The sequence below is a fragment of the Pseudomonas sp. PSKL.D1 genome (genome assembly GCF_028898945.1).
In the GTDB taxonomy this organism is placed as follows: domain Bacteria; phylum Pseudomonadota; class Gammaproteobacteria; order Pseudomonadales; family Pseudomonadaceae; genus Aquipseudomonas.
Window position 1 is genome coordinate 2,360,761 of sequence record NZ_CP118607.1, and the last position, 22,058, is coordinate 2,382,818.

At 65.0% G+C, this 22,058-nt stretch carries 23 protein-coding genes; 14 read left to right on the plus strand and 9 right to left on the minus strand.

Going from position 1 to position 22,058, the window contains the following annotated elements:
• Window positions 1-152 precede the first annotated feature (152 nt).
• Both PVV54_RS10570 and PVV54_RS10575 read left to right on the plus strand, forming a co-directional pair.
• The gene (locus PVV54_RS10570; protein WP_274909869.1) at window positions 153-1,364 is read left to right on the plus strand and encodes a M24 family metallopeptidase; all 1,212 of its coding nucleotides are present in this window, start codon (window positions 153-155) and stop codon (window positions 1,362-1,364) included.
• A gap of 126 nt (window positions 1,365-1,490) precedes the next feature.
• Window positions 1,491-2,825 (plus strand): MFS transporter, encoded by a 1,335-nt coding sequence (locus PVV54_RS10575; protein WP_274909870.1) that lies wholly within the window; start codon window positions 1,491-1,493, stop codon window positions 2,823-2,825.
• Here the strand turns inward: PVV54_RS10575 and nikE are convergent.
• The 5 genes from nikE to nikA are packed head-to-tail and all read right to left on the minus strand — an operon-like array spanning window position 2,822 to window position 7,785.
• Window positions 2,822-3,658 (minus strand): nickel import ATP-binding protein NikE, encoded by an 837-nt coding sequence (gene nikE, locus PVV54_RS10580; RefSeq protein ID WP_274909871.1) that lies wholly within the window; start codon window positions 3,656-3,658, stop codon window positions 2,822-2,824. The genes PVV54_RS10575 and nikE overlap by 4 nt on opposite strands.
• Complete coding sequence (locus PVV54_RS10585) at window positions 3,655-4,425, minus strand: ATP-binding cassette domain-containing protein (protein WP_274909872.1); 771 nt, start codon at window positions 4,423-4,425, stop codon at window positions 3,655-3,657. The genes nikE and PVV54_RS10585 overlap by 4 nt, the downstream gene beginning before the upstream one ends.
• The gene (gene nikC / locus PVV54_RS10590; RefSeq protein WP_274909873.1) at window positions 4,426-5,271 is read right to left on the minus strand and encodes a nickel ABC transporter permease subunit NikC; all 846 of its coding nucleotides are present in this window, start codon (window positions 5,269-5,271) and stop codon (window positions 4,426-4,428) included.
• Entirely contained in the window at window positions 5,268-6,209 is a 942-nt protein-coding gene (nikB, locus tag PVV54_RS10595) for a nickel ABC transporter permease subunit NikB (RefSeq protein ID WP_274909874.1), read from the minus strand. The genes nikC and nikB overlap by 4 nt, the downstream gene beginning before the upstream one ends.
• Before the next feature lies 1 nt (window position 6,210).
• Entirely contained in the window at window positions 6,211-7,785 is a 1,575-nt protein-coding gene (gene nikA / locus PVV54_RS10600) for a nickel ABC transporter substrate-binding protein (protein ID WP_274909875.1), read from the minus strand.
• Between the two features lie 258 nt (window positions 7,786-8,043).
• On the opposite strand from nikA, the gene PVV54_RS10605 reads away from it, so the two are divergent.
• From PVV54_RS10605 to PVV54_RS10620, 4 genes are read left to right on the plus strand one after another with little or no spacing between them, the layout of a single operon-like run.
• Window positions 8,044-8,967 (plus strand): metal ABC transporter substrate-binding protein, encoded by a 924-nt coding sequence (locus tag PVV54_RS10605; protein WP_274909876.1) that lies wholly within the window; start codon window positions 8,044-8,046, stop codon window positions 8,965-8,967.
• A complete protein-coding gene (locus PVV54_RS10610; RefSeq protein ID WP_274909877.1) occupies window positions 8,964-9,860 on the plus strand; it encodes a manganese/iron ABC transporter ATP-binding protein in 897 nt (298 codons plus the stop codon). Before PVV54_RS10605 ends, PVV54_RS10610 begins: the two co-directional genes overlap by 4 nt.
• Window positions 9,857-10,717 carry a metal ABC transporter permease gene (locus PVV54_RS10615; RefSeq protein WP_274909878.1) on the plus strand — a complete coding sequence of 287 codons (861 nt, stop codon included), beginning with the start codon at window positions 9,857-9,859 and terminating at the stop codon, window positions 10,715-10,717. Before PVV54_RS10610 ends, PVV54_RS10615 begins: the two co-directional genes overlap by 4 nt.
• Complete coding sequence (locus tag PVV54_RS10620) at window positions 10,714-11,556, plus strand: metal ABC transporter permease (RefSeq protein ID WP_274909879.1); 843 nt, start codon at window positions 10,714-10,716, stop codon at window positions 11,554-11,556. The genes PVV54_RS10615 and PVV54_RS10620 overlap by 4 nt, the downstream gene beginning before the upstream one ends.
• Before the next feature lie 42 nt (window positions 11,557-11,598).
• Here the strand turns inward: PVV54_RS10620 and PVV54_RS10625 are convergent, their stop codons facing one another.
• A complete protein-coding gene (locus PVV54_RS10625; protein WP_274909880.1) occupies window positions 11,599-11,964 on the minus strand; it encodes a glyoxalase superfamily protein in 366 nt (121 codons plus the stop codon).
• A gap of 269 nt (window positions 11,965-12,233) precedes the next feature.
• Between PVV54_RS10625 and PVV54_RS10630 the strand changes: the two genes are divergently transcribed.
• From PVV54_RS10630 to ureG, 8 genes are read left to right on the plus strand one after another with little or no spacing between them, the layout of a single operon-like run.
• A complete protein-coding gene (locus PVV54_RS10630) occupies window positions 12,234-13,067 on the plus strand; it encodes an urease accessory protein UreD (RefSeq protein ID WP_274909881.1) in 834 nt (277 codons plus the stop codon).
• A 9-nt stretch (window positions 13,068-13,076) separates the two neighbouring features.
• On the plus strand, window positions 13,077-13,379 hold the full coding sequence (locus tag PVV54_RS10635; RefSeq protein ID WP_274909882.1) for an urease subunit gamma: 303 nt from the start codon (window positions 13,077-13,079) through the stop codon (window positions 13,377-13,379).
• A gap of 18 nt (window positions 13,380-13,397) precedes the next feature.
• Entirely contained in the window at window positions 13,398-13,715 is a 318-nt protein-coding gene (locus tag PVV54_RS10640; protein ID WP_274909883.1) for an urease subunit beta, read from the plus strand.
• Complete coding sequence (gene ureC, locus PVV54_RS10645) at window positions 13,712-15,415, plus strand: urease subunit alpha (RefSeq protein WP_274909884.1); 1,704 nt, start codon at window positions 13,712-13,714, stop codon at window positions 15,413-15,415. Before PVV54_RS10640 ends, ureC begins: the two co-directional genes overlap by 4 nt.
• Before the next feature lie 10 nt (window positions 15,416-15,425).
• Window positions 15,426-15,914, plus strand: coding sequence for an urease accessory protein UreE (gene ureE, locus PVV54_RS10650; protein WP_274909885.1), 489 nt, complete (start codon window positions 15,426-15,428; stop codon window positions 15,912-15,914).
• A gap of 14 nt (window positions 15,915-15,928) precedes the next feature.
• Window positions 15,929-16,474, plus strand: a complete 546-nt coding sequence (locus PVV54_RS10655; protein ID WP_274909886.1) for a HupE/UreJ family protein — start codon at window positions 15,929-15,931, stop codon at window positions 16,472-16,474.
• On the plus strand, window positions 16,474-17,148 hold the full coding sequence (locus tag PVV54_RS10660) for an urease accessory protein UreF (protein WP_274909887.1): 675 nt from the start codon (window positions 16,474-16,476) through the stop codon (window positions 17,146-17,148). Before PVV54_RS10655 ends, PVV54_RS10660 begins: the two co-directional genes overlap by 1 nt.
• 11 nt (window positions 17,149-17,159) lie before the next feature.
• Complete coding sequence (ureG, locus tag PVV54_RS10665) at window positions 17,160-17,783, plus strand: urease accessory protein UreG (RefSeq protein ID WP_274909888.1); 624 nt, start codon at window positions 17,160-17,162, stop codon at window positions 17,781-17,783.
• Here ureG and PVV54_RS10670 read toward each other — a convergent pair.
• The 3 genes from PVV54_RS10670 to PVV54_RS10680 all read right to left on the minus strand — a co-directional run bounded on the left by PVV54_RS10670 (window position 17,746) and on the right by PVV54_RS10680 (window position 21,819).
• Entirely contained in the window at window positions 17,746-19,344 is a 1,599-nt protein-coding gene (locus tag PVV54_RS10670) for a GGDEF domain-containing protein (RefSeq protein ID WP_274909889.1), read from the minus strand. The genes ureG and PVV54_RS10670 overlap by 38 nt on opposite strands.
• Before the next feature lie 71 nt (window positions 19,345-19,415).
• Window positions 19,416-20,135: a DUF899 domain-containing protein gene (locus PVV54_RS10675; RefSeq protein ID WP_274909890.1), complete on the minus strand. Its 720-nt coding sequence runs from the start codon at window positions 20,133-20,135 to the stop codon at window positions 19,416-19,418.
• 190 nt (window positions 20,136-20,325) lie between these two features.
• The gene (locus PVV54_RS10680) at window positions 20,326-21,819 is read right to left on the minus strand and encodes an aldehyde dehydrogenase family protein (RefSeq protein ID WP_274909891.1); all 1,494 of its coding nucleotides are present in this window, start codon (window positions 21,817-21,819) and stop codon (window positions 20,326-20,328) included.
• Window positions 21,820-22,058: the final 239 nt, after the last annotated feature.

Below are 22,058 nucleotides of genomic sequence, written 5' to 3' on the forward strand. Positions count from 1 at the left end.
CCGCTCCTACAGGATTAGCGCCGGGCCAGCCGTAGGCCATCCCGCCAATTCCAGGTCGGATAGATACAAAAACCTCCTTGTTCGTTCTGTTGCAATGCTTCTCAGGCGGCCGGCCTGAAACAGCGTGCTCTCAACGACAAGGAACACCGACCATGCAAATGCCCCAGACCCTCAAAATCCGTAACGGCGACAAGGTCAAGCCGACCTTCTCTGCGCAAGAGTACGCCGCCCGCCATGCCCGCCTGCGGGCCTACATGGCCGAGCAGGATATCGAGGCGGCCATCTTCACCTCGTACCACAACGTCAACTACTACAGCGATTTCCTGTACTGCTCGTTCGGCCGCCCCTACGCCCTGGTGGTCACCCACGACAAGGTGGTGACGATCAGCGCCAACATCGACGGTGGCCAACCCTGGCGGCGCACGGTGGGCACCGACAACATCGTCTACACCGACTGGCAGCGCGACAACTACTTCGTCGCCATCCAGCAGGCGCTGCCCCTGGCATCGCGCATCGGCGTCGAGTTCGACCACCTCAACCTGCAAAACCACAGCAAGCTCGCCGCCTGCTACCCCCGGGCCGAACTGCTGGACATCGGTGCGCCGTGCATGCGCATGCGCATGATCAAATCGGCTGAAGAGCAGGCGCTTATCCGCCATGGCGCCCGGGTGGCCGACATCGGGGGCGCGGCAGTGGTGGAGGCCCTGCGCGACCAGGTGCCGGAGTACGAAGTGGCGCTGCATGCCACCCAGGCGATGGTGCGCGAAATTGCCAAAAGCTTCCCCGACAGCGAATTGATGGACACCTGGACCTGGTTCCAGTCCGGCCTCAACACCGACGGCGCACATAACCCGGTAACCAGCCGCAAGGTCAACAAAGGCGATATCCTCAGCCTTAACTGCTTCCCGATGATTGCCGGCTACTACACCGCGCTTGAGCGTACGTTGTTCCTCGATCACTGCCCGGACGATTACCTGCGCCTGTGGCAGGCCAACGTCGAGGTGCACGAGGCAGGGCTCAAGCTGGTGCGCCCGGGTATGCGTTGCTGCGACATTGCCCACGAGCTGAATGAAATTTTCCTGCGCCACGACCTGCTGCAATACCGCACCTTCGGCTATGGCCATTCGTTCGGCACCCTCAGCCACTACTATGGCCGCGAAGCGGGGCTTGAGCTGCGCGAAGACATCGACACGGTGCTGGAGCCGGGCATGGTGGTGTCGATCGAGCCGATGATCATGCTGCCCGAAGGTCGGCCGGGGGCAGGGGGGTACCGTGAGCATGACATCCTGATCGTCAATGAGACGGGCGCGGAGAACATCACAAAGTTCCCGTACGGGCCGGAGCACAACATCATTCGCAAATAAAGCGCGTCGCCAGCCTCTTCGCGGGGCGTTGCACGGCCCGCGAAGAGGCAAGCCTTGATAACAACAATAATCCCTGTATGACCACCAGCCCCTGCCTCCAATTAGAACAACCAGAGGGTACCCGTCATGACCACCACCACCCTGAACGCCCCGACCCTCGACGGCGCCGGCCACAGCGCCGAGCGCCACGCCCTGCGCAAAGCCGTCCGGGCCAGTTTCATGGGCAACTTCGTCGAATGGTTCGATTACGCCGCCTACGGCTACCTCGCCACCATCATCGCCGCCACGTTCTTCCCGCAAACCGACAAGACCAGCGCACTGCTGGCCACCTTCGCGGTGTTTGCCCTGTCATTCCTCGTGCGCCCGCTGGGCGGTGTGGTTTGGGGGCACATGGGCGATCGCTACGGGCGGCGCAATGCCTTGTCGTTGTCGATCCTGATCATGTCGATTTCCACGTTCTGCATCGGCCTGCTGCCCACTTATGCGCAAATTGGCCTGTGGGCACCGTGCCTGTTATTGCTGATCCGGTTGGTGCAGGGGTTTTCGGCCTCGGGTGAATACGCCGGTGCTGCTGCCTTTCTGGCCGAGTACGCACCGCCCGGTCGGCGCGGGTTGTACACCAGTATCGTGCCAGCCAGCACCGCCGCCGGCTTGTTGTTTGGTGCAATGTTCGTGGCGGTGTTGCACGAGTTGCTCAGCACCGAAGACCTGCACAGCTGGGGCTGGCGCCTGCCGTTTCTGCTGGCCGCGCCCTTTGGCCTGGTGGGGCGCTATATCCGCATGAGCCTGCAGGACACGCCCAAGTTCCTGGAGATGGAGCAACGCCTTGAGCGCAAAACCTGCATGGCCCCGGCGCCGATCCGCGAGCTGATGAGCCAGCACCGGCGCAGCCTGGCCATCGGCCTTGGCGTCACCTGCCTGAACGCCGTGGCGTTCTACCTGTTGCTTAGCTACATGCCGACGTACCTGTCCACCGAGATGGGCATGACCGAGCGCGATTCGTTCATTGCCTCGACCGTTTCGCTGGCCACCTATATTGGTTTGATTTTCCTGATGGGCAGGTTGTCCGACCGGTATGGGCGCAAGACCATGCTGGTAGTGGCCTCGCTGCTGTTTTTGGGCTTGACCGTGCCGCTGTTCAAACTGCTGGAAGGGCAACCGCTGTTGGTGATCCTGGCGATCCAGATTCTGTTCGGCGCGATGCTGGCCATGAATGACGGCACCTTGCCATGCCTGTTGGCCGAGATTTTCCCCACCCGGGTGCGCTTCAGCGGCTTTGCCTTGAGCTTCAACCTGGCCAATGCCTTGTTTGGTGGCACGGCGCCGTTCATTGCCACGTGGTTGATCCATGTGACGGGCAACAAGCTCGCACCGGCCGGGTACCTGCTGGCGGCGGCACTGGTGGCGTTGGTGGCGATGCTCATGTGCCGCGAGACGGCACATGATGCGCTGAAGGATTAACTGGCCGTAGCCACCTCTTGGCGGGCGTAACCCGGGCAACTGCCGTCCATGCTGGCCGGCATGGCCGGCAGCACTGCAGCTTGCAGCTGTTGGCCAACCGGGTGCTTGAACACCAGGCCTGCGTCAACCGGCGTATCTTCAACAACACGCCCGCCGTTCACCACCACCACCCGCTGGCAAAAGTAGCGCACCAGGCTCAGGTCATGGCTGATCAGCACGAACGCCGTGCCGGTCTGCTGGCGCAAGGCTTCCAGGCGCTGCAACAGTTGCAGTTGCAACACCCGGTCAAGGTTCGACAAGGCCTCATCCAGCACCACCATGCGCGGTGAAATGGCCAAGGCCCGGGCAATGTTGGCCCGTTGCAACTGGCCGCCGCTCAATTGATGGGGCAAGCGGTCGGCATGTTCGGCACCCAGGGCCATCTGGTCCAGCAGTTCTTCGGCGCGGTCACGGCGTTCAGCCTCGTTCAGGCCGCTGAGGTGGCGCAGGGGTTCGGCAATGCTCCAGCCGATGCTGCGTTGTGGGTTAAATGCGCCGGGGGCGTCCTGAAACACCAACTGCACGGTGCGCTGGAAGTCGCGCGCCAGTTCCCCGCGTAATTGGCTGACGTCGCGCCCGGCAAAGCTCACCTGGCCTTCGGTCGGGCGTTCCAGGCCAAGCAGCAACCGGGCGAGGGTGCTCTTGCCGCTGCCACTGCTGCCCAGCAAGCCGACGGATTGGCCGGCATGCAGCTGAAGGTCGATACCGTCCAGCACTTGCAGCCAGCTGCGCGTGTGCAGCAGCCCGCCGGTACGGTAGCGGTGGCTGAGCTGTTGTGCGTGAAGCAAGGTCATGTCGGGCTCCCGCAAAGGGTCTGGTGGGCTTGCAGCAGCAGGCGGGCGGTGGCGCTGGCCGGTTTGGCAAACAGCGCATGCACGGTTTGGCGTTCGACAATGCGCCCGGCGTCCATCACCGCCACCTGAGCGGCGCAGCGGGCAACCACGCCCATGTCGTGGGTCACCAGCAATACCCCCAGGCCACGGTCTTGCACCAGCGTCATCAACAGGTCGAGGAAACGGGCCTGGCTCAATGCATCCAGGTCACTGGTGGGTTCGTCCGCCAGCAGAAACGGGGTTTCGGCCATCAGCGCCAGGGCGATCATCATGCGCTGCAGCATGCCGCCGCTGAGCTGGAAGGCAAATGCCTGCAGCACCCGTGGGCTGTCGCTCAGGCCGACCGCATCCAGGCATTGTTGCATCTGCTCACGCGCGCGCGCCCCGGTGATGCCGCGTTGCTTCAGGGTTTCCAGGCCATGGCTGGCCATGTTGCGCACCGGGTTGAAGGCGCTGCGCGGGTTTTGCAGCACCAGGCTGGCCAGGCGCCCGCGGGCCTGGCTGGCGGCCTGGGAGTTGCCGTCGAGCAGCAACTCGCCCCCCGTGCGGGCCAGGCCTGGCGGGAGCAGGTCGAGCATGCCCAGGCAACTGAGTGATTTGCCCGAGCCGCTGGCCCCCACCAAGGTGAAGACTTCGCCACGGCGCAGCTGCAGGTCCACGCCGTGCACCAGCGTGCCGGCCTTGCTTTCGATGCGCAGGCCACGTATTTCAAGGGTCGAGGGGGTCATCTAGTGGTGCTCCCGGGTGGGGTCCAGCCGGTCACGCAGGGCATCGCCCAGCAGGTTGAAGGCCATGACCGAGAAGAAGATCATCAGGCCGGGCAACAACAGCAACTGCGGGTGGGTCCAGATGAACTCCTTGGCATCGTTGATCATCACGCCCCACTCGGCGGCGGGCGGGGTAACCCCCAGGCCAAGGAACGACAACCCCGACACGTGCAACATCATGTGGCCGATGTCCATGGTCGCCAGCACCAGCAGGGGGCCGGCAATGTTCGGCAGCACATGCTGGCGCAGGCGTGCCCAGCGCGAGGCACCGGCCAGCCGCGCCGCCAGCACGTACTCACGGCCACGCTGGGCGATCACCAGCCCGCGTACCATGCGCGCATACCAGGCCCAGTGAGACAGGGCGATGGCCACGATCACATTGGTCAGGCCGGTGCCCAGCAGGGTGACGAAGAAGAACGCCAGCACCAGGGTAGGGAAGGTCATGAACATGTCGCACAGGCGCATCAGCAGCAGGTCGGTGCGCCCGCCGACAAAGCCGGCCACGCCACCCACGGCGATGCCCAGGGCCAACACCAGCGCCAGGGTGAGCATCACGCTGCCCAACGACAGGCGGGTGCCGACGATCAAGCGCGAGAGCAGGTCGCGGCCCAGGTGGTCGGTGCCCAGCCAGTGGCTGGCGTCGGGAGCTTGCAGGCGCAGGCTGAGGTTTACCAGGTCCGGGTCGTGGGGTGCGAGCCAAGGGCCGAACAGTGCCAGCATGGCCAGCAGGCCGACCAGCAGCAGCCCCAGTATCAGGCTGAAGCGGCCTGCCAGCATGGGCCGGTGCAACTGGGTCAAAGCAGTCATGCGCGGGCACCCTCCAGCCGGCTGCGGGGGTCGAGCCACACGTAGCACACATCCACCACCAGGTTGCAGAGCATCAACAGGCCGGTGAGCAGCAGGGTGAAGCACTGCATCACCGGGAAGTCCCGGTTGAGCACCGCCGACACGGCGAAACGGCCAACGCCCGGCCAGGCGAAGATGGTCTCGATCACCAGTGCACCGCCAATCAGCTCACCTACGTGCATGCCGGTTGCGGTCACGAAGGGCAGCCAGGCATTGCGCAGAATGTGGTCACGCCACACCCGGCGCTCCGGCAGGCCGCGGGCGCGGGCATAGGTGACGTAGCGCTGGCCGCTGGCCTCCAGCAGGCTTGCCCGCAACAGCCGGGCATTGATCGACATAGACATCAGTGCGATGGCCAGCACCGGCATCACCAGGTGCGCGGCACTGCCCCGGCCCAACGGCGGCAGCCAGCCCAGCCACAGCGAAAACAGCGCGATCAGCAAGAATGCCAGCCAGAAATTGGGCATGGACACGCCCAGAAACGTCACCGCACGCACGGCATGGTCAGGCCAACGCCCCTGCCAGCGTGCCGCCAGCAACCCCAGCGGGATCGACAGCAGCAGCGTGCACGCCAGGGCCAGGCTGCCCAATTGCAGGGTGGCGGGCAGGTAGTACAGCAAATCGTCGAGCACCGGCCGGCCCGTGAGGTAGGAGATGCCGAAGTCCAGGTGCAAGGCCTTCCACAGCCAGCTCAGGTATTGCTGGTAAAGCGGCAGGTCCAGCCCGAGGGCATGGCGCACTTCGGCAATGGCGGCATCGGTTGGGGGGATGTGCGACAGGCGCAAATAGTCCAGCGCCGGGTCGGTGCTGCCCAGGTGCAGCAACACGAACACCAGCAGCGACACGCCGAGCATCACCGGCACCAGCAACAACAGGCGCAGGCAGAGGTAACGCAACATGTCAGGGCTCCTGCTTTGGTGTCATGGCTTCGAACGGCACATCGAACAGGGTGCTGCCAAACTGCACGTTGGCCACCGAGTCCCGGCGCACGCTGATGGCGGTGAGGTAGGAAATGGGCAGGTACACGGCTTGCTCGTGCAAGGTGGTGAGGATGTACCGGTACTGCTCGGCACGCTGTTGCTCGTCGGTGCTGGCCAGGACCTGGCCGATGCGTTGGTCCAGCTCGTCCTTGATTGCCAGCCCGCGCTGGGCCATGTAGTCGGCGTGGCCGGCATAGCGCATGGAACTGACAAATGAATGCGGGTCGTAGGGGGCGCCCCAGGTGTCGGCGAAGATCATGCCGAAGTCGCCATCACGTTGCCGGCGCACCAGTGCGCCTTCTTCCACGGCGCGCAGGTCGATTTGGATGCCGACCTTGGCCAGCTCGCCCTGCAGCGCTTCTGCCAGGCTTTTTTGCAGGGCGCTGGTGCCGAGAAACACCAACTCGATGGCCAGCGGTTCGCCGCCCTTGCTGCGCACCGCCTGGTTCGGGCCCAGCACCCAGCCTGCTGCATCAAGGTTGCGTGCGGCCGGGGCCGGGTCGTAGGGGTAGGGCTTCAGGCCCAGGTCGGCATAGGGCATGTTGGGCGCGAACAGGGTGTCTGCGCGTGGCTCCAGGCCGTACAGCATCTTGTCGATCAGGGTTTGCTTGTCCACCGCTTCATTGATCGCCCGGCGCACGGCCAGGTCACGGGTGGCGCCGCGGCCGGTGTTCATTGCCAGCGTACGGGTGGCCAGTGGGGCCGACAGCGCCGTGGCGTAGCCTTGGTCGCGCAGGCGCACGAAGGTGCCGGCGGTGATTTCACCCGCGGCGCCCTGAATCAGCTCGATCTCCCCGGCCTGCAAGGCCAGTGCACGGCTGTTGGGGTCGGGGATGACACGCACCATCACTTCGCCGTAGGCCGGCTTTGGCCCCCAGTAATCAGGGTTGCGCCGGAAGCGGTCGAACTCGCCCAGGCGCGATTCGGTACGTACCCACGGCCCGGTGCCGGCCGGCTGGCCAGGTTTGGCCTGAGGCGAGGCGAAGCGCAGTGGGCGCACTTGGGCCAGTTCCATCAGGGTCGGGTAGTAGGGGTGCTTGAGCACCAGGCGCAGGGTCAGTCGGCCGGGCGCCTCGACACGTTCAAGGGTGGTGACCAGCTCCATCCAGCGGTGGCGTTGGCTGTTGGCCAGCACGGCATCCAGGTTGGCCTTGGCCGCTGCTGCATCAAACGGCGTGCCGTCGCTGAAGCGCACCCCGTCACGCAGGGTGAAGGTGTAGGCCATGCCATCGTCCGATACGTGCCAGGCCGTGGCCAGCCAGGGTTCGACGGTACCGGCGGCGGTGTAGCGCACCAGCGGTTCGTAAACCATGGCCTGGGCGTACATCTGGTTGGGCGAGTAGCCGCGTGGGTCGAGCGGGCCTGCGTTGACGGGCCAGGAGTAGACCAGCGTCGGGCCTGCGGGGTTGCTCTCGCTGGCCTGCGCCAAGGCGCTTGCGACGAGCACGACGAAGCCCCACAGGGCGTGGTTTCGTTTACCTGGCTGTTGCTTCACACGGCGTCCCCAATTCAACGGAGGCCGTAGGCTAGAGAAGGGGGCAAGTGATGTCCATGTAAAATCACGTTGCCGGAAGTTACAAAATGCAACGGGCAACCCCCACGCTTGACGCCTTCAGCGTGGATTGAACTGGTATGACAGCGCGTGCTGGGTAATACTGCCAGCAACCAAGCCCGCCAAGCGCCGTTGTGCAGACAGAGCGGGCAGTATTCCGTGAACCTAGCCGTTTCCTCTGACAAGACGTGGAAGTGACGGATGTTCGAAACAGGCAAGCTCTCTCTACATTCCTGGCGCCTTGCCGGCGCTTTCGTTGCTGCGTTGCTGCTGGCGCTGCCTGCCGCTGCCGCGGAAAAATTCAAGGTGGTGACCACCTTCACCATCATTGCCGACATGGCCCGGAACGTGGCGGGTGATGCCGCCGAGGTGGAATCGATCACCAAGCCCGGTGCCGAGATCCACAATTATTCCCCCACCCCCGGCGACCTGCGCCGCGCCCAGGGCGCCCAGTTGGTGTTGTGGAACGGCCTGAACCTGGAGTTGTGGTTCGAGAAGTTCTTCCAGCGCCTGCAGCATGTACCGGGCGTGGTGGTGTCGGAGGGCATCGAGCCCATGGGCATCAGTGCCGGGCCGTACAGCGGCAAGCCCAACCCGCATGCGTGGATGTCGCCACGCAACGCACAAATCTACGTGGACAACATCCGCGACGCACTGGTGCAACATGACCCGGCCAACGCGGCGGTCTACATCCGTAACGCCGAAGTCTACAAGGCGCAGATCGAAGCCACGGTCGCGCCCATTCGCGAACGTATCGGGCAAATCCCGCCGGCCCGGCGCTGGCTGGTCAGCAGCGAAGGGGCGTTTTCCTACCTGGCGCGTGATTTCGAACTCAAAGAACTGTACCTGTGGCCGATCAATGCCGACCAGCAGGGCACACCCAACCAGGTGCGCAAGGTCATCGACGCGGTCAAGGCCAATGCCATCCCGGTGGTGTTCAGTGAAAGCACCGTTTCCGACAAGCCTGCCCGCCAGGTGGCCCGTGAAACGGGGGCACACTATGGTGGCGTACTCTATGTGGATTCGCTGAGTGCCGCCGACGGCCCGGTGCCCACCTACCTGGACCTGCTGCGCGTCACCACCGAGACCATCAGCCAAGGGCTGAGCGAGGCACCCGGCCAATGAACCAGTTCAACGCGCCCGCCAACGAACACGCCCAGGCCCTGGCAACCGGCATTGTCGTGCAGGGCGCCACGGTCACCTACCGCAACGGCCATACAGCCTTGCAGGATGCCAGTTTCGTGCTGCCCGCCGGCAGCATCACCGCGCTGGTGGGCATCAACGGTTCGGGCAAGTCGACCTTGTTCAAGGCCATCATGGGCCTGGTGCGGTTGGCGGCGGGGCAGATCAGCGTGCTGGGCATGCCTGCCGACAAAGCCCTGCGCCAGAAGTCCACCGCCTACGTGCCCCAGGCCGAGGAAGTGGACTGGGACTTCCCGGTGCTGGTCGAGGACGTGGTGATGATGGGCCGTTACGGTCACATGGGCCCCTTGCGCATCGCCCGCCGTGCCGACCATGCCGCCGTGGACGCGGCGCTGCAGCGCGTTGGCATGGGCGAGCTGCGCAAGCGGCAGATCGGTGAGTTGTCTGGCGGGCAGCGCAAACGCGTGTTCCTGGCCCGCGCTTTGGCCCAGGACAGCCGGGTCATCCTGCTCGACGAGCCCTTTACCGGGGTGGACGTGAAAACCGAAGACCAGATCATCCAGCTGTTGCGCGAGTTGCGTGCCGAAGGCCGGGTGATGCTGGTGTCCACGCACAACCTGGGCTCGGTGCCCGAGTTCTGCGACCGCGTGGTGCTGATCAAGCGCACCGTGCTGGCCAGCGGCCCGACCGATGAGGTGTACACCCGCGCCAACCTTGAGCGGGCATTTGGTGGTGTGCTGCGCCACTTTGCCCTGATGGGGGGCGATGCCCAGTCGCAGCCGCCCGTGACGGTGTTCAGCGATGACGAGCGCCCGCTGATCCTGCGCGATGGCCTGCCCGCGCGCCGTGAGCGGGAAGATGGGGACGACGCATGATCGACCTGCTGCTTGAGCCGCTCGCCTACGGCTACATGCGTAACGCCATGTGGGTGTCGATGCTGGTGGGCGGCGTGTGCGCCTTCCTGTCCTGTTACCTGATGCTCAAGGGCTGGTCGCTGATCGGCGATGCCTTGTCGCATTCCATTGTGCCGGGGGTAGCAGGGGCCTACATGCTGGGCCTGCCGTTTTCCCTGGGGGCGTTTTTTGCCGGTGGCCTGGCTTCGGCGGCGTTGCTGTTCCTGCAGCGGCGCACCCGGCTGAAAGAGGACGTGGTGATCGGCATGATCTTCACCTCGTTCTTTGGCCTGGGGCTGTTCATGGTGTCGCTGTCACCCACGGCGGTGAACATTCAGACCATCGTGCTCGGCAACATCCTGGCCATTACCCCGGGGGACACCCTGCAACTGGCAATCATCGGGCTGGTGTCGCTGGCGGTGCTGCTGGCCAAGTGGCGCGACCTGATGCTGACCTTCTTCGACGAGAACCAGGCGCGCGCGGTGGGCATCCGCCCAACCCGGCTCAAGCTGCTGTTCTTCATGTTGCTGTCGGCCTCCACGGTGGCAGCGCTGCAGACGGTCGGGGCGTTTCTGGTGATCTGCATGGTCATCACCCCTGGGGCAACGGCCTACCTGCTGAGTGACCGTTTCCCGCGGCTGTTGGTGATTGCGGTGAGTATCGGCAGCATCACCAGCCTGGTCGGCACCTACCTGAGCTACTACCTCGATGGCGCCACCGGGGGCGTGATCGTGGTGCTGCAAACGCTGATTTTCCTGCTGGTGTTCGTGTTTGCCCGCAAGCACGGCCTGTTTGCCGCCAGGCGTCGCCGGGCACAGGCGCTGGAGGTGCAGGCATGAGCAGCCTCGACGTGTTGCTGCAACCGTTTCAGTTCGACTTCATGGTCAGTGCGCTGCTCATCGCGGTGCTGATTGCCATCCCGATGGCGTTGCTGTCGTGCTTTCTGGTGCTCAAGGGCTGGGCGCTGCTGGGCGATGCCATTGCCCATGCGGTGTTTCCGGGTGTGGTGATCGCCTATATCGTGAACATCCCCTATGCCATTGGTGCCTTCGTGGCGGGCATGTTCTGCGCCGTTTCCACCGGTTTTCTCAAGCAGAACAGCCGCATCAAGCAGGACACGGTGATGGGCATCGTCTACTCCGGCATGTTCGGCCTGGGCCTGGTGCTGTACCTGAAGATCGAGTCCGACGTGCACCTGGACCACATCCTGTTCGGCGACATCCTCGGCATCAGCACTGAAGACTTGTGGCTGTGCGGCGGCATTGCCTTGCTGACCTGCGTGGTGGTTGGCGCCAAGTGGCGGGACTTGATGCTGCACACCTTCGATGCCGTGCAGGCGCACGCGGTGGGGTTGCGCACCGGTTGGCTGCATTACGGCCTGCTGTGCCTGATTTCGCTGGCGGTGGTGGGCGCACTGAAGGCCTCGGGGTTGATCCTGGCCATCGCCCTGCTGATTGCGCCGGGGGCGATTGCGGCGCTGTGGACGCGGCAGTTCAGCCACATGCTGTGGGTGGCGCTGGTGGTTGCCATTGGCTGCTCGTTCCTTGGCGTATACGGCTCCTTCTTCCTCGACAGCGCACCGGCGCCGACCATCGTGGTGGTGTTCGCCATGGTGTTCATGCTGACCCTGGCCGTGCAGGCCAAAGCGCCCGTTGAGGCAGCACACAAGGAGGGATGACACCCGGCGCAGGCCGGGTGCCAAACCCTTGATCACAGGTGGCTAATCGTCGATCTGCTGGCAAAAGCGCAGCAGGTTGCCGAACGGGTCACGAATCTGCATCTGCAGCCCCCAGTCCACGGGTTCGGCTTCAGGGCGGCAATAGCCATAGCGCTTGTCCTGCAACTCACGCTCCAGCGCACGCAGGTCTTCCACCCGGGCGAATACCGTGGAGCCCGGGCAGGCATCGCCATGGTGCTCGCTCAAATGCAGGATCAAGTCGCCCCGATGCACCTGCACGTACAAAGGCAGCTCCGGGCTGAAGCGGTGTTCCCAGTCAATCTGGAAGCCCAGGAAGTCAATGTAGAACTCTCGGGCTTTATCTACCGAGAAGATGCGCAACACGGGGATGGCGGGGGCGAGGTGCATGGCGGTTCCTTGGCCGGGGGTGGGGACTGACTGTAACGCAGCACCGAAACGGGGCCAAGTGGCGCCTCCTCTTCGAGCATCTGCGTTTGTGTATGCCCCATCCCAGAGCCTCCCCCTGGAAATTTCATTCGCCTTCACCTGCGTAGTTGGCCCGCTCCCTGCTATATCCCAGCCATCGAAACTGATCGAGTAGTCAGGCCGTTCACGCCCGTGCGTGGCGCCCTGAACCTCACAACGGCCAAAAGGCCAGCAAAACCGGGGTCTGTAGGATGTCTCTTGCCTTGCAGGTGGAACAATCTGAATTGCACGAAGGATGGTGCGCCCACCTGCGTTTGCGCTTCGTCGAGCGCAATGGCGTGACCCGTCTTGGTGCGCGCCATCATTTTGGTCCTCTTTTGGTGCAGCGCCCGTTCTATCCGGAAGGCGCGCCGTGCCACGTTTACGTGCTGCACCCACCGGGCGGCATTGTTGCCGGGGACCGGCTGGAGCTGGACATTCACCTGGAGCCGGGCAGCCACGCACTGCTGACCATGCCCGGTGCCAGCAAGTTTTACCGCAGCATTGGGCCTACCGCTTACCTGGCCCAGCGTTTTCATTTGCAGGCTGGCAGCACACTGGAATGGCTGCCCCAGGACAGCATCTTTTTCTCGGGCGCCCGCGCCAGCCTCGACAGCCGGTTCACGCTGGAGCCGGGTGCACGCCTGCTGGCCTGGGAAACCCTGTGCCTGGGCCGCCCGGTCATGAACGAGCGCTTCGACCAGGGCGCGCTGGACAGCCGCCTGCGCATCGAAATGCCCGATGACCCCGGCCTGCACGAACGCCTGCGCATTGCCGGCGGGCAATTGGACAAGGTCGGCGGGCACCCGTTGTGCGCCACTTTCTGTGCCGCACCGGCCAACCAGGCCGTGCTGGAACAGGTGCGGCTGCTGCTGGATGAACTCGACACCCCGGCCGGCGCGACCTTGCTCGGCTCGCTGCTGGTGATCCGCCTGCTGGACCACGACAACCAACACCTGCAACACACCCTGCAGCGCCTGTGGCACGTGCTGCGGCCGGCCGTTCTTGGCCTGCCGGCGTGCCCGCCGCGTATCTGGGCCACTTGAGAGAGCGCCATGGAGCTGACCCCAAGAGAGAAAGACAAACTGCTGCTGTTCACCGCCGCCTTGCTGGCTGAACGGCGACTGGCCCGTGGCCTGAAACTCAATTACCCGGAAGCAGTGGCGCTGATCAGCGCCGCGGTGATGGAGGGTGCCCGCGATGGCCGCACGGTGGCCGAGCTGATGAGCCTTGGCCGTGAAGTGATTGGCCGTGAGCAGGTCATGGACGGCGTCCCCGAGATGCTCCACGACGTGCAGGTCGAAGCCACGTTCCCCGACGGAACGAAGCTTGTGACCGTGCATGACCCCATCGTCTGACCTGGCCAGGAGCCCAGCATGATCCCAGGTGAAATTCAGGTTGCCGACGGCGACATCGAACTCAACGTTGGCCGTGACACGGTCAGCGTCAGCGTGGCCAACCATGGCGACCGGCCGGTGCAGGTCGGCTCGCATTACCACTTTTATGAAGTCAACGACGCGCTGGTGTTCGACCGTGAACCCACCCGTGGCTTTCGCCTCGACATCCCGGCGGGCACCGCCGTGCGCTTCGAACCGGGGCAGTCGCGCACCGTGCACCTGGTGGCCTACGCCGGCAAGCGTGAGGTTTATGGCTTCCAGGGCAAAGTAATGGGTCCGCTGGAGGGCAGGGCATGAGCCGTATTTCCCGCAGGGCTTACGCCGACATGTTCGGCCCCACCGTGGGCGACCGCGTACGCCTGGCCGACACCGCGCTGTGGGTGGAGGTGGAAAAGGACTACACCATCTATGGCGAGGAGGTGAAGTTCGGCGGTGGCAAGGTGATCCGTGACGGCATGGGCCAGGGCCAGATGCTGGCCGCCGAGGCCATGGACCTGGTGCTCACCAACGCCCTGATCATCGACCACTGGGGTATCGTCAAGGCCGACATCGGCGTCAAGCACGGGCGCATTGCCGCCATCGGCAAGGCCGGCAACCCCGACGTGCAGCCGGGCGTGAACGTGCCGGTGGGGCCGGGCACCGAGGTGATCGCCGCCGAAGGCAAAATCGTCACTGCCGGCGGCATCGACTCGCACATCCACTTCATCTGCCCGCAGCAGGTGGAAGAGGCGCTGACCAGCGGTGTCACCACCTTCATCGGCGGCGGCACCGGGCCGGCCACCGGCACCAACGCCACCACCTGCACCCCGGGGCCGTGGTACCTGGCGCGCATGCTCCAGGCCGCCGATTGCCTGCCGATCAACATTGGCCTGCTGGGCAAGGGTAATGCCTCGCAGCCTGAAGCGCTGCGCGAGCAGATTGCCGCTGGCGCGGTGGGCCTGAAGCTGCACGAAGACTGGGGTTCTACCCCGGCGGCCATCGACTGCTGCCTGGGCGTGGCCGAAGAAATGGACATTCAGGTGGCGATCCATACCGACACCCTGAACGAGTCCGGCTGCATTGAAGACACGTTGGCTGCCATCGGCGACCGCACCATCCACACCTTCCACACCGAAGGTGCCGGCGGTGGCCACGCGCCCGACATCATCCGCGCCGCCGGGCAGGCCAACGTGTTGCCATCGTCGACCAACCCGACCTTGCCGTACACGGTCAACACCGTCGACGAGCACCTGGACATGCTCATGGTCTGCCACCACCTGGACCCAAGCATCGCCGAAGACGTGGCCTTTGCCGAGTCGCGCATCCGCCGCGAAACCATCGCCGCCGAAGACATCCTGCACGACATGGGCGCCTTCGCCATGACCTCGTCCGACTCCCAGGCCATGGGCCGTGTCGGCGAAGTGGTGCTGCGCACCTGGCAGGTGGCGCACCAGATGAAGCTGCGCCGTGGCCCGCTGGCCCCCGACACCGACTACAGCGACAACTTCCGGGTCAAGCGCTACATCGCCAAGTACACCATGAACCCGGCGTTGACCCACGGCATCGCCCATGAGGTCGGCTCGGTGGAAGTGGGCAAACTGGCCGACCTGGTGCTGTGGGCACCGGCCTTCTTTGCCGTCAAACCGGCCCTGGTGATCAAGGGCGGCATGATCGCCACCGCGCCCATGGGCGACATCAACGGCTCCATCCCGACGCCGCAGCCGGTGCACTACCGGCCGATGTTCGGCGCCATGGGCGCGGCCCGCCATGCCACGCGCATGACTTTCCTGCCGCAGGCGGCCATCGACCGGGGCCTGCCCGAGGAATTGCGCCTGCAAAGCCTGATTGGCCTGGCCCACGGCTGCCGCACGGTGCGCAAGGCCGACATGCTGCACAACACCCTGCAACCGGTGATCGAAGTCGACTCGCAAACCTACCAGGTGCGCGCCGACGGTGAGCTGCTGGTGTGCGAACCGGCCCGCGAACTGCCGCTGGCCCAGCGTTATTTCCTGTTTTAAAGGAGTGAAGATGATTGTCCTGACCCGCCGGATCGATGCATCCGACACCGTGACCGGTACTGTCACCCTGGACGTCGACAGCCGCATCAAAAGCCGCCTGCGCGTGACCCTCGACGATGGCCGCGACGCCGGCCTGATGCTTGAACGCGGCCACCTGCTGCGTGGCGGCGAACTGCTGGCCGATGCCTCCGGCAGCCACGTGGTGCGTGTACTGGCCGCCCCTGAAAGCGTGTCCACGGTGCGTTGCGACGACCCGCACCTGCTGGCCCGCGCGGCCTATCACCTGGGCAACCGCCACGTGCCGCTGCAGATCGAACCGGGCCTGCTGCGTTACCAGCACGACTATGTACTGGACGACATGCTGCGCGGCCTGGGCCTGACGGTGGAGGCCGAACAGGCCCCCTTCGAGCCTGAGGCGGGTGCTTATCAAAGCGCACCGCACAGCCACAGCCACAGCCACGGCAACGACCACCCCTTCGTGCGCCTGCCAGCCCACTGACCCCGGAGCCCACAATGAAAAAAGCCCTTGCTCTTGCCTTGCTGATGGTCGCGTTGCCAGCCTTCGCCCACCCCGGCCATGATGCCAACCCGCTGCACGATGGCCTGCTGCACCCGCTGACCGGCCTGGACCACCTGCTGATGCTGCTGGGCACCGGCGTGCTGGCGGCGCTCACCCGCCGTAACCTGACCCTGCCGCTGGCCACCCTGGCAGCCATGTTCGGTGGCGCGGTGTGCGGCCACCTGTTCGGGGACGTGCTGGGCATGGAAACGATGATTGCCGTGTCGGTACTGGTAGCCGCTGCCGCCGTGTTGCTGCCGGCCCGTCAAACCGCCCTGGCCCTGGCCATGCCGGTGTTCGCCCTGTTCCACGGCTGGGCCCACGGTGTGGAAGCCACGCCAAGCGCCTTCTGGCTCTTCAGCGCAGGCTTCGTCACCGTCAGCGGCCTGCTGCTGGTGGCCGGTTTTGCGGCGGGTTGCCTGCTGCGTCGCCACAGCGGCCTGCAAAAAGCCTTTGGTGGCGGCCTGTTGGCTGGCGCCGCCGTGGTGCTGGCCGGCTGATGAACAGCGACCTGGCACTGCTGCGCCTGCTGCAACTGGCCAGCCCTGGCCTGCCGGTGGGTGGGTTCACCTACTCGCAGGGCCTGGAATGGGCGGTGGAGGCGGGCTGGGTGCGTGACACCGCCGGCTTCAGCGCCTGGCAGCGCGAGCAGATGCACGACACCCTGGTTTACCTGGACTGGCCGGTCATGGCGCGCCTGTATCAGGCCTGCCTGGCCGATGACGCCGAGGCTTTCGGGTACTGGAGCCGCTTTTTGCTGGCCAACCGCGAAACCGCCGAGTTGCGCCTTGAAGAGCAGCAGCGCGGCTCGGCCTTTGCGCGCCTGCTCGACGGCTGGCAACTGGGCCAGGATCCGGCCTGGCGCGCCAGCCTTGAACTCACCCAACTGGGCGGCATGGCCTGGCTGGCCGCGCACTGGGCGATCCCGTTGCGCCAGCTCGCCCTGGGCCATGGCTTTGCCTGGCTGGAAGGCGCGGTGATGGCCGGTGTCAAGCTGGTGCCCTTTGGCCAGCAGGCCGCCCAGACGCTGTTGCGTGACCTGGGCGCAGTGCTGCCCGAGGTGCTCGACCAGGCGCTGGCGCTGGACGACGACCAACTGGGCGGCGGCCTGCCATTGCTGGCCATTGCTTCATCGCGTCACGAAACCCAATACACCCGTTTGTTCCGTTCTTGAGGACTGCCCACATGCAAAGCTATCAGCAACCCCTGCGCGTCGGTGTCGGCGGCCCGGTCGGCTCCGGCAAGACCGCGCTGCTCGAATGCCTGTGCAAGGCCATGCGTGACCACTACCACATCGCCGTGGTCACCAACGACATCTACACCAAGGAAGACCAGCGCATCCTCACCGAGGCCGGCGCCCTGGAGCCCGACCGCATCGTTGGCGTGGAAACCGGCGGGTGCCCGCACACCGCCATCCGCGAAGACGCCTCGATGAACCTGGCGGCCGTGGAAGCGCTGGCGCGCAAGTTCGGCAACCTTGAGGTCATTTTTGTGGAAAGCGGCGGCGACAACCTCAGCGCCACCTTCAGCCCGGAACTGGCCGACCTGACCATCTACGTGATCGACGTGGCCGAAGGCGAAAAAATCCCGCGCAAAGGTGGCCCCGGCATCACCAAGTCCGACTTCCTGGTGATCAACAAGACCGACCTGGCGCCCTACGTGGGTGCCTCGCTGGAGGTGATGGAGCGCGACACCCAGCGCATGCGCCCACAGCGCCCGTGGACCTTCAGCAACCTGAAAAAGGGCGAGGGCCTGCAGGCGGTGATCGACTTCATCGTCGAGCGCGGGATGCTGGGGGTGCGGGGCTGAGGCCCGGCACTTCCACGCGGTTGCGGCCGTTCTGCTTGGCCTTGTAGAGCAGTTCGTCAGCCTGTTTGAGCACGGTTTCGGCCTGCTCGGTGCCAGGCTGGCGGCAGGCCACGCCGATCGACAGGGTCAGCGTGCCCACGTGCGGCGTGTCGGCCTGCTCCACGGCGGCGCGGATACGTTCGGCAATGCGCCGGGCATCGGCCAGTTCGGTGCCCGGCAGCAGCATGGTGAACTCTTCACCCCCCACGCGGCAGGGCAGGTCGTGGTGGCGTGAGTTCTGCCGCATCAGCCCGGCCAGGTGTTGCAACACCTCGTCGCCCGCATCATGGCCATAGGTATCGTTGACCCGTTTGAAATGGTCGATGTCCAGCGCCAGTACGGCAAACCCTTCATCGCCTTGCATCAAGGTATCCAGTGCCAATTGCAACGCCCGCCGGTTGGGCAGGCCGGTCAGGGCATCGCTGTGGGCTTCGTGGCGCAGTTTGCCGAATTTGTCCTGCAGCAGTTGCTCGGCCGTCAACAGGGCGCTGCGGATGGCGGCGGCTTCGGCGTACCAGGCATCCACGTGGCGCAGGGCTTCCCCCGTTTCAGTGGCGGACAGGTGGCTGGCACCATGGGCCAGCTGGCGCAGCGGCCGGGTCAGGCGGTAGGTCATCCACAGCATCAGGCCAAAACCGACCACGCTGGCAGGCAAAATGTACAACACCATTTTGCGCATCAGCTCACGCAAAGGCGTAAGTGCCAGCGCGCGGGGTTGTTGTGCCACCACGGCCCAGTGCGCCTCCGGCACCGGAGCGAAGCCGGCGAGCATGGGGGTGCCAACGTAGTTGGGGGCATCCAGGCTACCGGTGCTGCCCTGCAAGGCAGCGGCAAGGGTCGGGCTACCCTCTATCTGCTGGCCGATCAGCGCGTGGTCCGGGTGAAACAGCAGGCGCCGGTTGGCATCGGCCACAAAGGCATAGGTGCCATCCTGCTGGTAGTGCTGGCCGATCACGGAGTGCAGCTGGCTTTCCTTTTTCAGAAACACCGAGCCGGCCACGATGCCCAGGTAGCGGCCGTCCGGGGCATGGATGGGTTCTGCTACCAGCACCACCAGTTCGCCGCCGCGCGAGGTATAGGCCGGGCTGATCCAGGTGCTGCGGGCTTGCACGGCCTGGCGCAGCTCGGGCGAGTGTTCGTGGTGGCTGGTGAGCTGGCGGATATCCGGGTAAGCGACCAGTACCTGGCCCTGGGCATCGGCGATGACGATGGAATTGAAGTCTTTGTCCTGCTCTTGCAGGCGCCTGGCTTCGGCTTGCAGCAAGGCACGGTCTTGCAGGCCAGCGGCCAGCAACCCGGCGCTGTAGGCCAGGTGGCTGCGGCTTGAGCGCAGGAATTCGCTGATGCTCAGCGCCACCTTGCTGGCGTAGGCCTGGTTGGCTTGCAAGGTGAATTCCACCAGCGCGTTGTGTTGCACCCGGTAGGCCACGTAAAAGCTGTTGCCCAGCGTTGCAAGGCAGGCCAGCAGGACGATGCCGAGTACCAGGGTGCGCAGGTCGGGCAGGGGCGGGCGTTTGGGCATGGCAGGCCTGTGGCGCATGGGAGACCGGCTCTAGTATGGCCGGTTTCCCATGGCCTGCTGGCTGCGCTGCATCAGTCGTGGCAACAGTGCGGTTTGCCAGGTGCCGTGTCATAACGGTCGTGGTGCCGCACCCAGTCCATGGTGCCGTCTTCGTTGCGCCCCAGCGGGGCGATGTCGAGGAAGTTGTAGGTGTTGACCAGGATGTCGAGGCCGCGCGCGTACGTTGAGTACGTATGGAAGATTTGCCCGTCCTGATCGCGGTAGAAGGCGCTCAGCCCTGGTAACTCGGCTTCGTCGCCGGTGTAGGGGGCGTAGTTGTACTGGCGTTCACCCTCGGTGCCGACGCTGACCCCGAAGTCTTCATTGAAGCCGCTGGCGTGGGACGAATACCACGGGAAGCGCCAGCCCATGCGTTGGCGAAATGCCTGGAATTCGGCGTAGGGTGCGCGCGACACGGCCACCAGCGAGACGTCATGGTTGGCCAGGTGCAGGTTGGCGCCGTCGAAGTGGTCGGCCAGGAACGAGCAGCCCGGGCAACCTTCGCTCCAGCCTTCGGCGAACATGAAGTGGTAGGCCAGCAACTGGCTACGGCCGGCGAACAGGTCGGCCAGCGCCAGTTCGCCGTCCGGGCCTTGAAAACGGTAGTGCTTGTCTACCTTCACCCAGGGCAGGGCGAGGCGGGCGGCGGCCACTTCGTCGCGTTGGTGGGTGAGGGCTTTTTCGTGCAGCCAGAGTTGCTGGCGGGCGGCCAGCCATTGGTTGCGGGAGACGACTGGGTGGTGGGTGCTCATGGGACTGGCTCCGCAAGGGGGATTCAGTCCTGGTCGAGTGGGGTGGGGGAGATTCGACACCCTCGATGCGTAAGGACGACGAATGGACGTGTAGGAGCGGCTTCAGCCGCGATGCAGGCAACGCGGTGCCTGGCACCGGCGGTGCCGGTGATCGCGGCTGAAGCCGCTCCTACAGATCAAGTACAGCTGCTTATATTTTGATCAACACCGACTTCAGCTCGGTGTAATGCTCGATCGCCGCCGCCCCCATTTCCCGCCCGACCCCCGACATCTTGTACCCGCCAAACGGCAACGCCGGGTCCAGCGCACTGTGGCAGTTGACCCACACCGACCCCGACTTGATCCGCGGGATCATCCGGTGCACGGCCGCCAGGTCATTGGACCAGATGCTTGCGCCCAGCCCGTACGGGTTGTCGTTAGCCATGCCGACCACCTCGTCAATCTCATCGAACGGCATCGCCACCAGCACCGGGCCGAATATTTCCTCCTGCACCAGGCGATGGCGCTGGTCGACGTCGACCAGCACCGTCGGTTTCACGAAGTAACCCGGCCCAAACCCTTCACCGCCGCAGGCGAGGGTTGCCCCCAGCTCACGGCCCAGGTTGATGTAGCCGGTAACCCGGTCCTGCTGCTTGGCCGAAATCAGCGGCCCCATCTGCACGGCAGGGTCCAGGCCGCTGCCCAGCTTCATGCCGTTGGCAATGCCGGCAATGTCGGCCACCACGTTGTCGAAGTGCTTGCGGTGCACATACAGCCGGGAGCCTGCGCAGCACACCTGGCCCTGGTTGAAGAAGATCGCGCTGGCAGCGCCGGCGGCGGCTTCTTGCAGGTTGGCATCGGGCATCACGATGGTCGGCGACTTGCCGCCCAGCTCCAGAGTGACGCGGGTCATGTTGTCCATCGCCGCCTTGCCGATGAGCTTGCCCACTTCGGTGGAGCCGGTGAAGGTCAGCTTGTCCACGCCGGGGTGGCGGCTGAGGGCGGCGCCGGCAGTCATGCCAGTGCCGGTGATCACATTGAACACGCCCGCCGGGTAGCCCGCTTCATCCACCAGCTCTGCCAGTTTCAGTGCGGTCAGCGGGGTTTCGTCGGCGGGCTTGAGCACCACGGTGCAGCCGGTGGCCAGCGCCGGGCCGAGCTTCCAGCAGGCCAGCAGCAGGGGGAAGTTCCAGGCCACGATGGCGCCCACCACACCCACGGCTTCACGGCGCACAAAGCCGTGGAACTGGTCGTTGGGCATCAACGGCATGGACACATCGACGGTGCTACCCTCGACTTTGGTGGCCCAGCCGGCCATGTAGCGCAAAAAGTCGATGGCCAGCTGCACGTCCATCACCTTGGCCACGGCAGCGCTCTTGCCGTTGTTCAGGCACTCAAGCTCCGCCAGTTGTTGCGCGTCGCGCTCCATCAGGTCGGCAAGGCGCCACAGCAGGTTCTGCCGCTCGCGCGGGCGCAGGCGGCTCCACGGCGAATCATCAAAGGCCTGGCGGGCGGCCTGCACGGCGCGGTCGACGTCCGCCTGCTCGGCGGCGGGCACTTCACCCAGGATTTCACCGGTGGCGGGGTTGCGAAACGCCAGGGTCTGGCCGCTGACGGCGTCCTGCCAGTCGGCGCCGATGCGCATTTTCAGCTTGCGCTCCAGGAAGGCGCGGGTGGCGGGCAGGATGGGCAGGTCGGAGAGCATGGGGCTGAGCCTCTTGTCATTGGATGTGGCAAGGGCAGGGGCAATGGCCGTGCCAAGGGCTCTGTTCGGGTGCAAGTGGTTGATCTGGTTTGGCTTTGTCATTGTGCAAAGGTGTGATTGCGGGGTTGCCCTGTTGCACATTGAGACGATGTGAGACGGTGGTGATACAGGCTGAGGCGGGGCCGCGCTGCGGCCCTATCGCGACACAAGGCCGCTCCCACAAGGAACTGCGATGCCCT

Excerpts from the sequence above, each read along its gene's own strand:
- PVV54_RS10570 (WP_274909869.1), top strand. The coding sequence starts at position 153 with ATGCAAATGCCCCAGACCCTCAAAATCCGTAACGGCGACAAGGTCAAG.
- PVV54_RS10575 (WP_274909870.1), top strand. The coding sequence starts at position 1,491 with ATGACCACCACCACCCTGAACGCCCCGACCCTCGACGGCGCCGGCCAC.
- nikE (WP_274909871.1), bottom strand. The coding sequence starts at position 3,658 with ATGACCTTGCTTCACGCACAACAGCTCAGCCACCGCTACCGTACCGGC.
- PVV54_RS10585 (WP_274909872.1), bottom strand. The coding sequence starts at position 4,425 with ATGACCCCCTCGACCCTTGAAATACGTGGCCTGCGCATCGAAAGCAAG.
- nikC (WP_274909873.1), bottom strand. The coding sequence starts at position 5,271 with ATGACTGCTTTGACCCAGTTGCACCGGCCCATGCTGGCAGGCCGCTTC.
- nikB (WP_274909874.1), bottom strand. The coding sequence starts at position 6,209 with ATGTTGCGTTACCTCTGCCTGCGCCTGTTGTTGCTGGTGCCGGTGATG.
- PVV54_RS10605 (WP_274909876.1), top strand. The coding sequence starts at position 8,044 with ATGTTCGAAACAGGCAAGCTCTCTCTACATTCCTGGCGCCTTGCCGGC.
- PVV54_RS10610 (WP_274909877.1), top strand. The coding sequence starts at position 8,964 with ATGAACCAGTTCAACGCGCCCGCCAACGAACACGCCCAGGCCCTGGCA.
- PVV54_RS10615 (WP_274909878.1), top strand. The coding sequence starts at position 9,857 with ATGATCGACCTGCTGCTTGAGCCGCTCGCCTACGGCTACATGCGTAAC.
- PVV54_RS10620 (WP_274909879.1), top strand. The coding sequence starts at position 10,714 with ATGAGCAGCCTCGACGTGTTGCTGCAACCGTTTCAGTTCGACTTCATG.
- PVV54_RS10625 (WP_274909880.1), bottom strand. The coding sequence starts at position 11,964 with ATGCACCTCGCCCCCGCCATCCCCGTGTTGCGCATCTTCTCGGTAGAT.
- PVV54_RS10630 (WP_274909881.1), top strand. The coding sequence starts at position 12,234 with ATGTCTCTTGCCTTGCAGGTGGAACAATCTGAATTGCACGAAGGATGG.
- PVV54_RS10635 (WP_274909882.1), top strand. The coding sequence starts at position 13,077 with ATGGAGCTGACCCCAAGAGAGAAAGACAAACTGCTGCTGTTCACCGCC.
- PVV54_RS10640 (WP_274909883.1), top strand. The coding sequence starts at position 13,398 with ATGATCCCAGGTGAAATTCAGGTTGCCGACGGCGACATCGAACTCAAC.
- ureC (WP_274909884.1), top strand. The coding sequence starts at position 13,712 with ATGAGCCGTATTTCCCGCAGGGCTTACGCCGACATGTTCGGCCCCACC.
- ureE (WP_274909885.1), top strand. The coding sequence starts at position 15,426 with ATGATTGTCCTGACCCGCCGGATCGATGCATCCGACACCGTGACCGGT.
- PVV54_RS10655 (WP_274909886.1), top strand. The coding sequence starts at position 15,929 with ATGAAAAAAGCCCTTGCTCTTGCCTTGCTGATGGTCGCGTTGCCAGCC.
- PVV54_RS10660 (WP_274909887.1), top strand. The coding sequence starts at position 16,474 with ATGAACAGCGACCTGGCACTGCTGCGCCTGCTGCAACTGGCCAGCCCT.
- ureG (WP_274909888.1), top strand. The coding sequence starts at position 17,160 with ATGCAAAGCTATCAGCAACCCCTGCGCGTCGGTGTCGGCGGCCCGGTC.
- PVV54_RS10670 (WP_274909889.1), bottom strand. The coding sequence starts at position 19,344 with ATGCCCAAACGCCCGCCCCTGCCCGACCTGCGCACCCTGGTACTCGGC.
- PVV54_RS10675 (WP_274909890.1), bottom strand. The coding sequence starts at position 20,135 with ATGAGCACCCACCACCCAGTCGTCTCCCGCAACCAATGGCTGGCCGCC.
- PVV54_RS10680 (WP_274909891.1), bottom strand. The coding sequence starts at position 21,819 with ATGCTCTCCGACCTGCCCATCCTGCCCGCCACCCGCGCCTTCCTGGAG.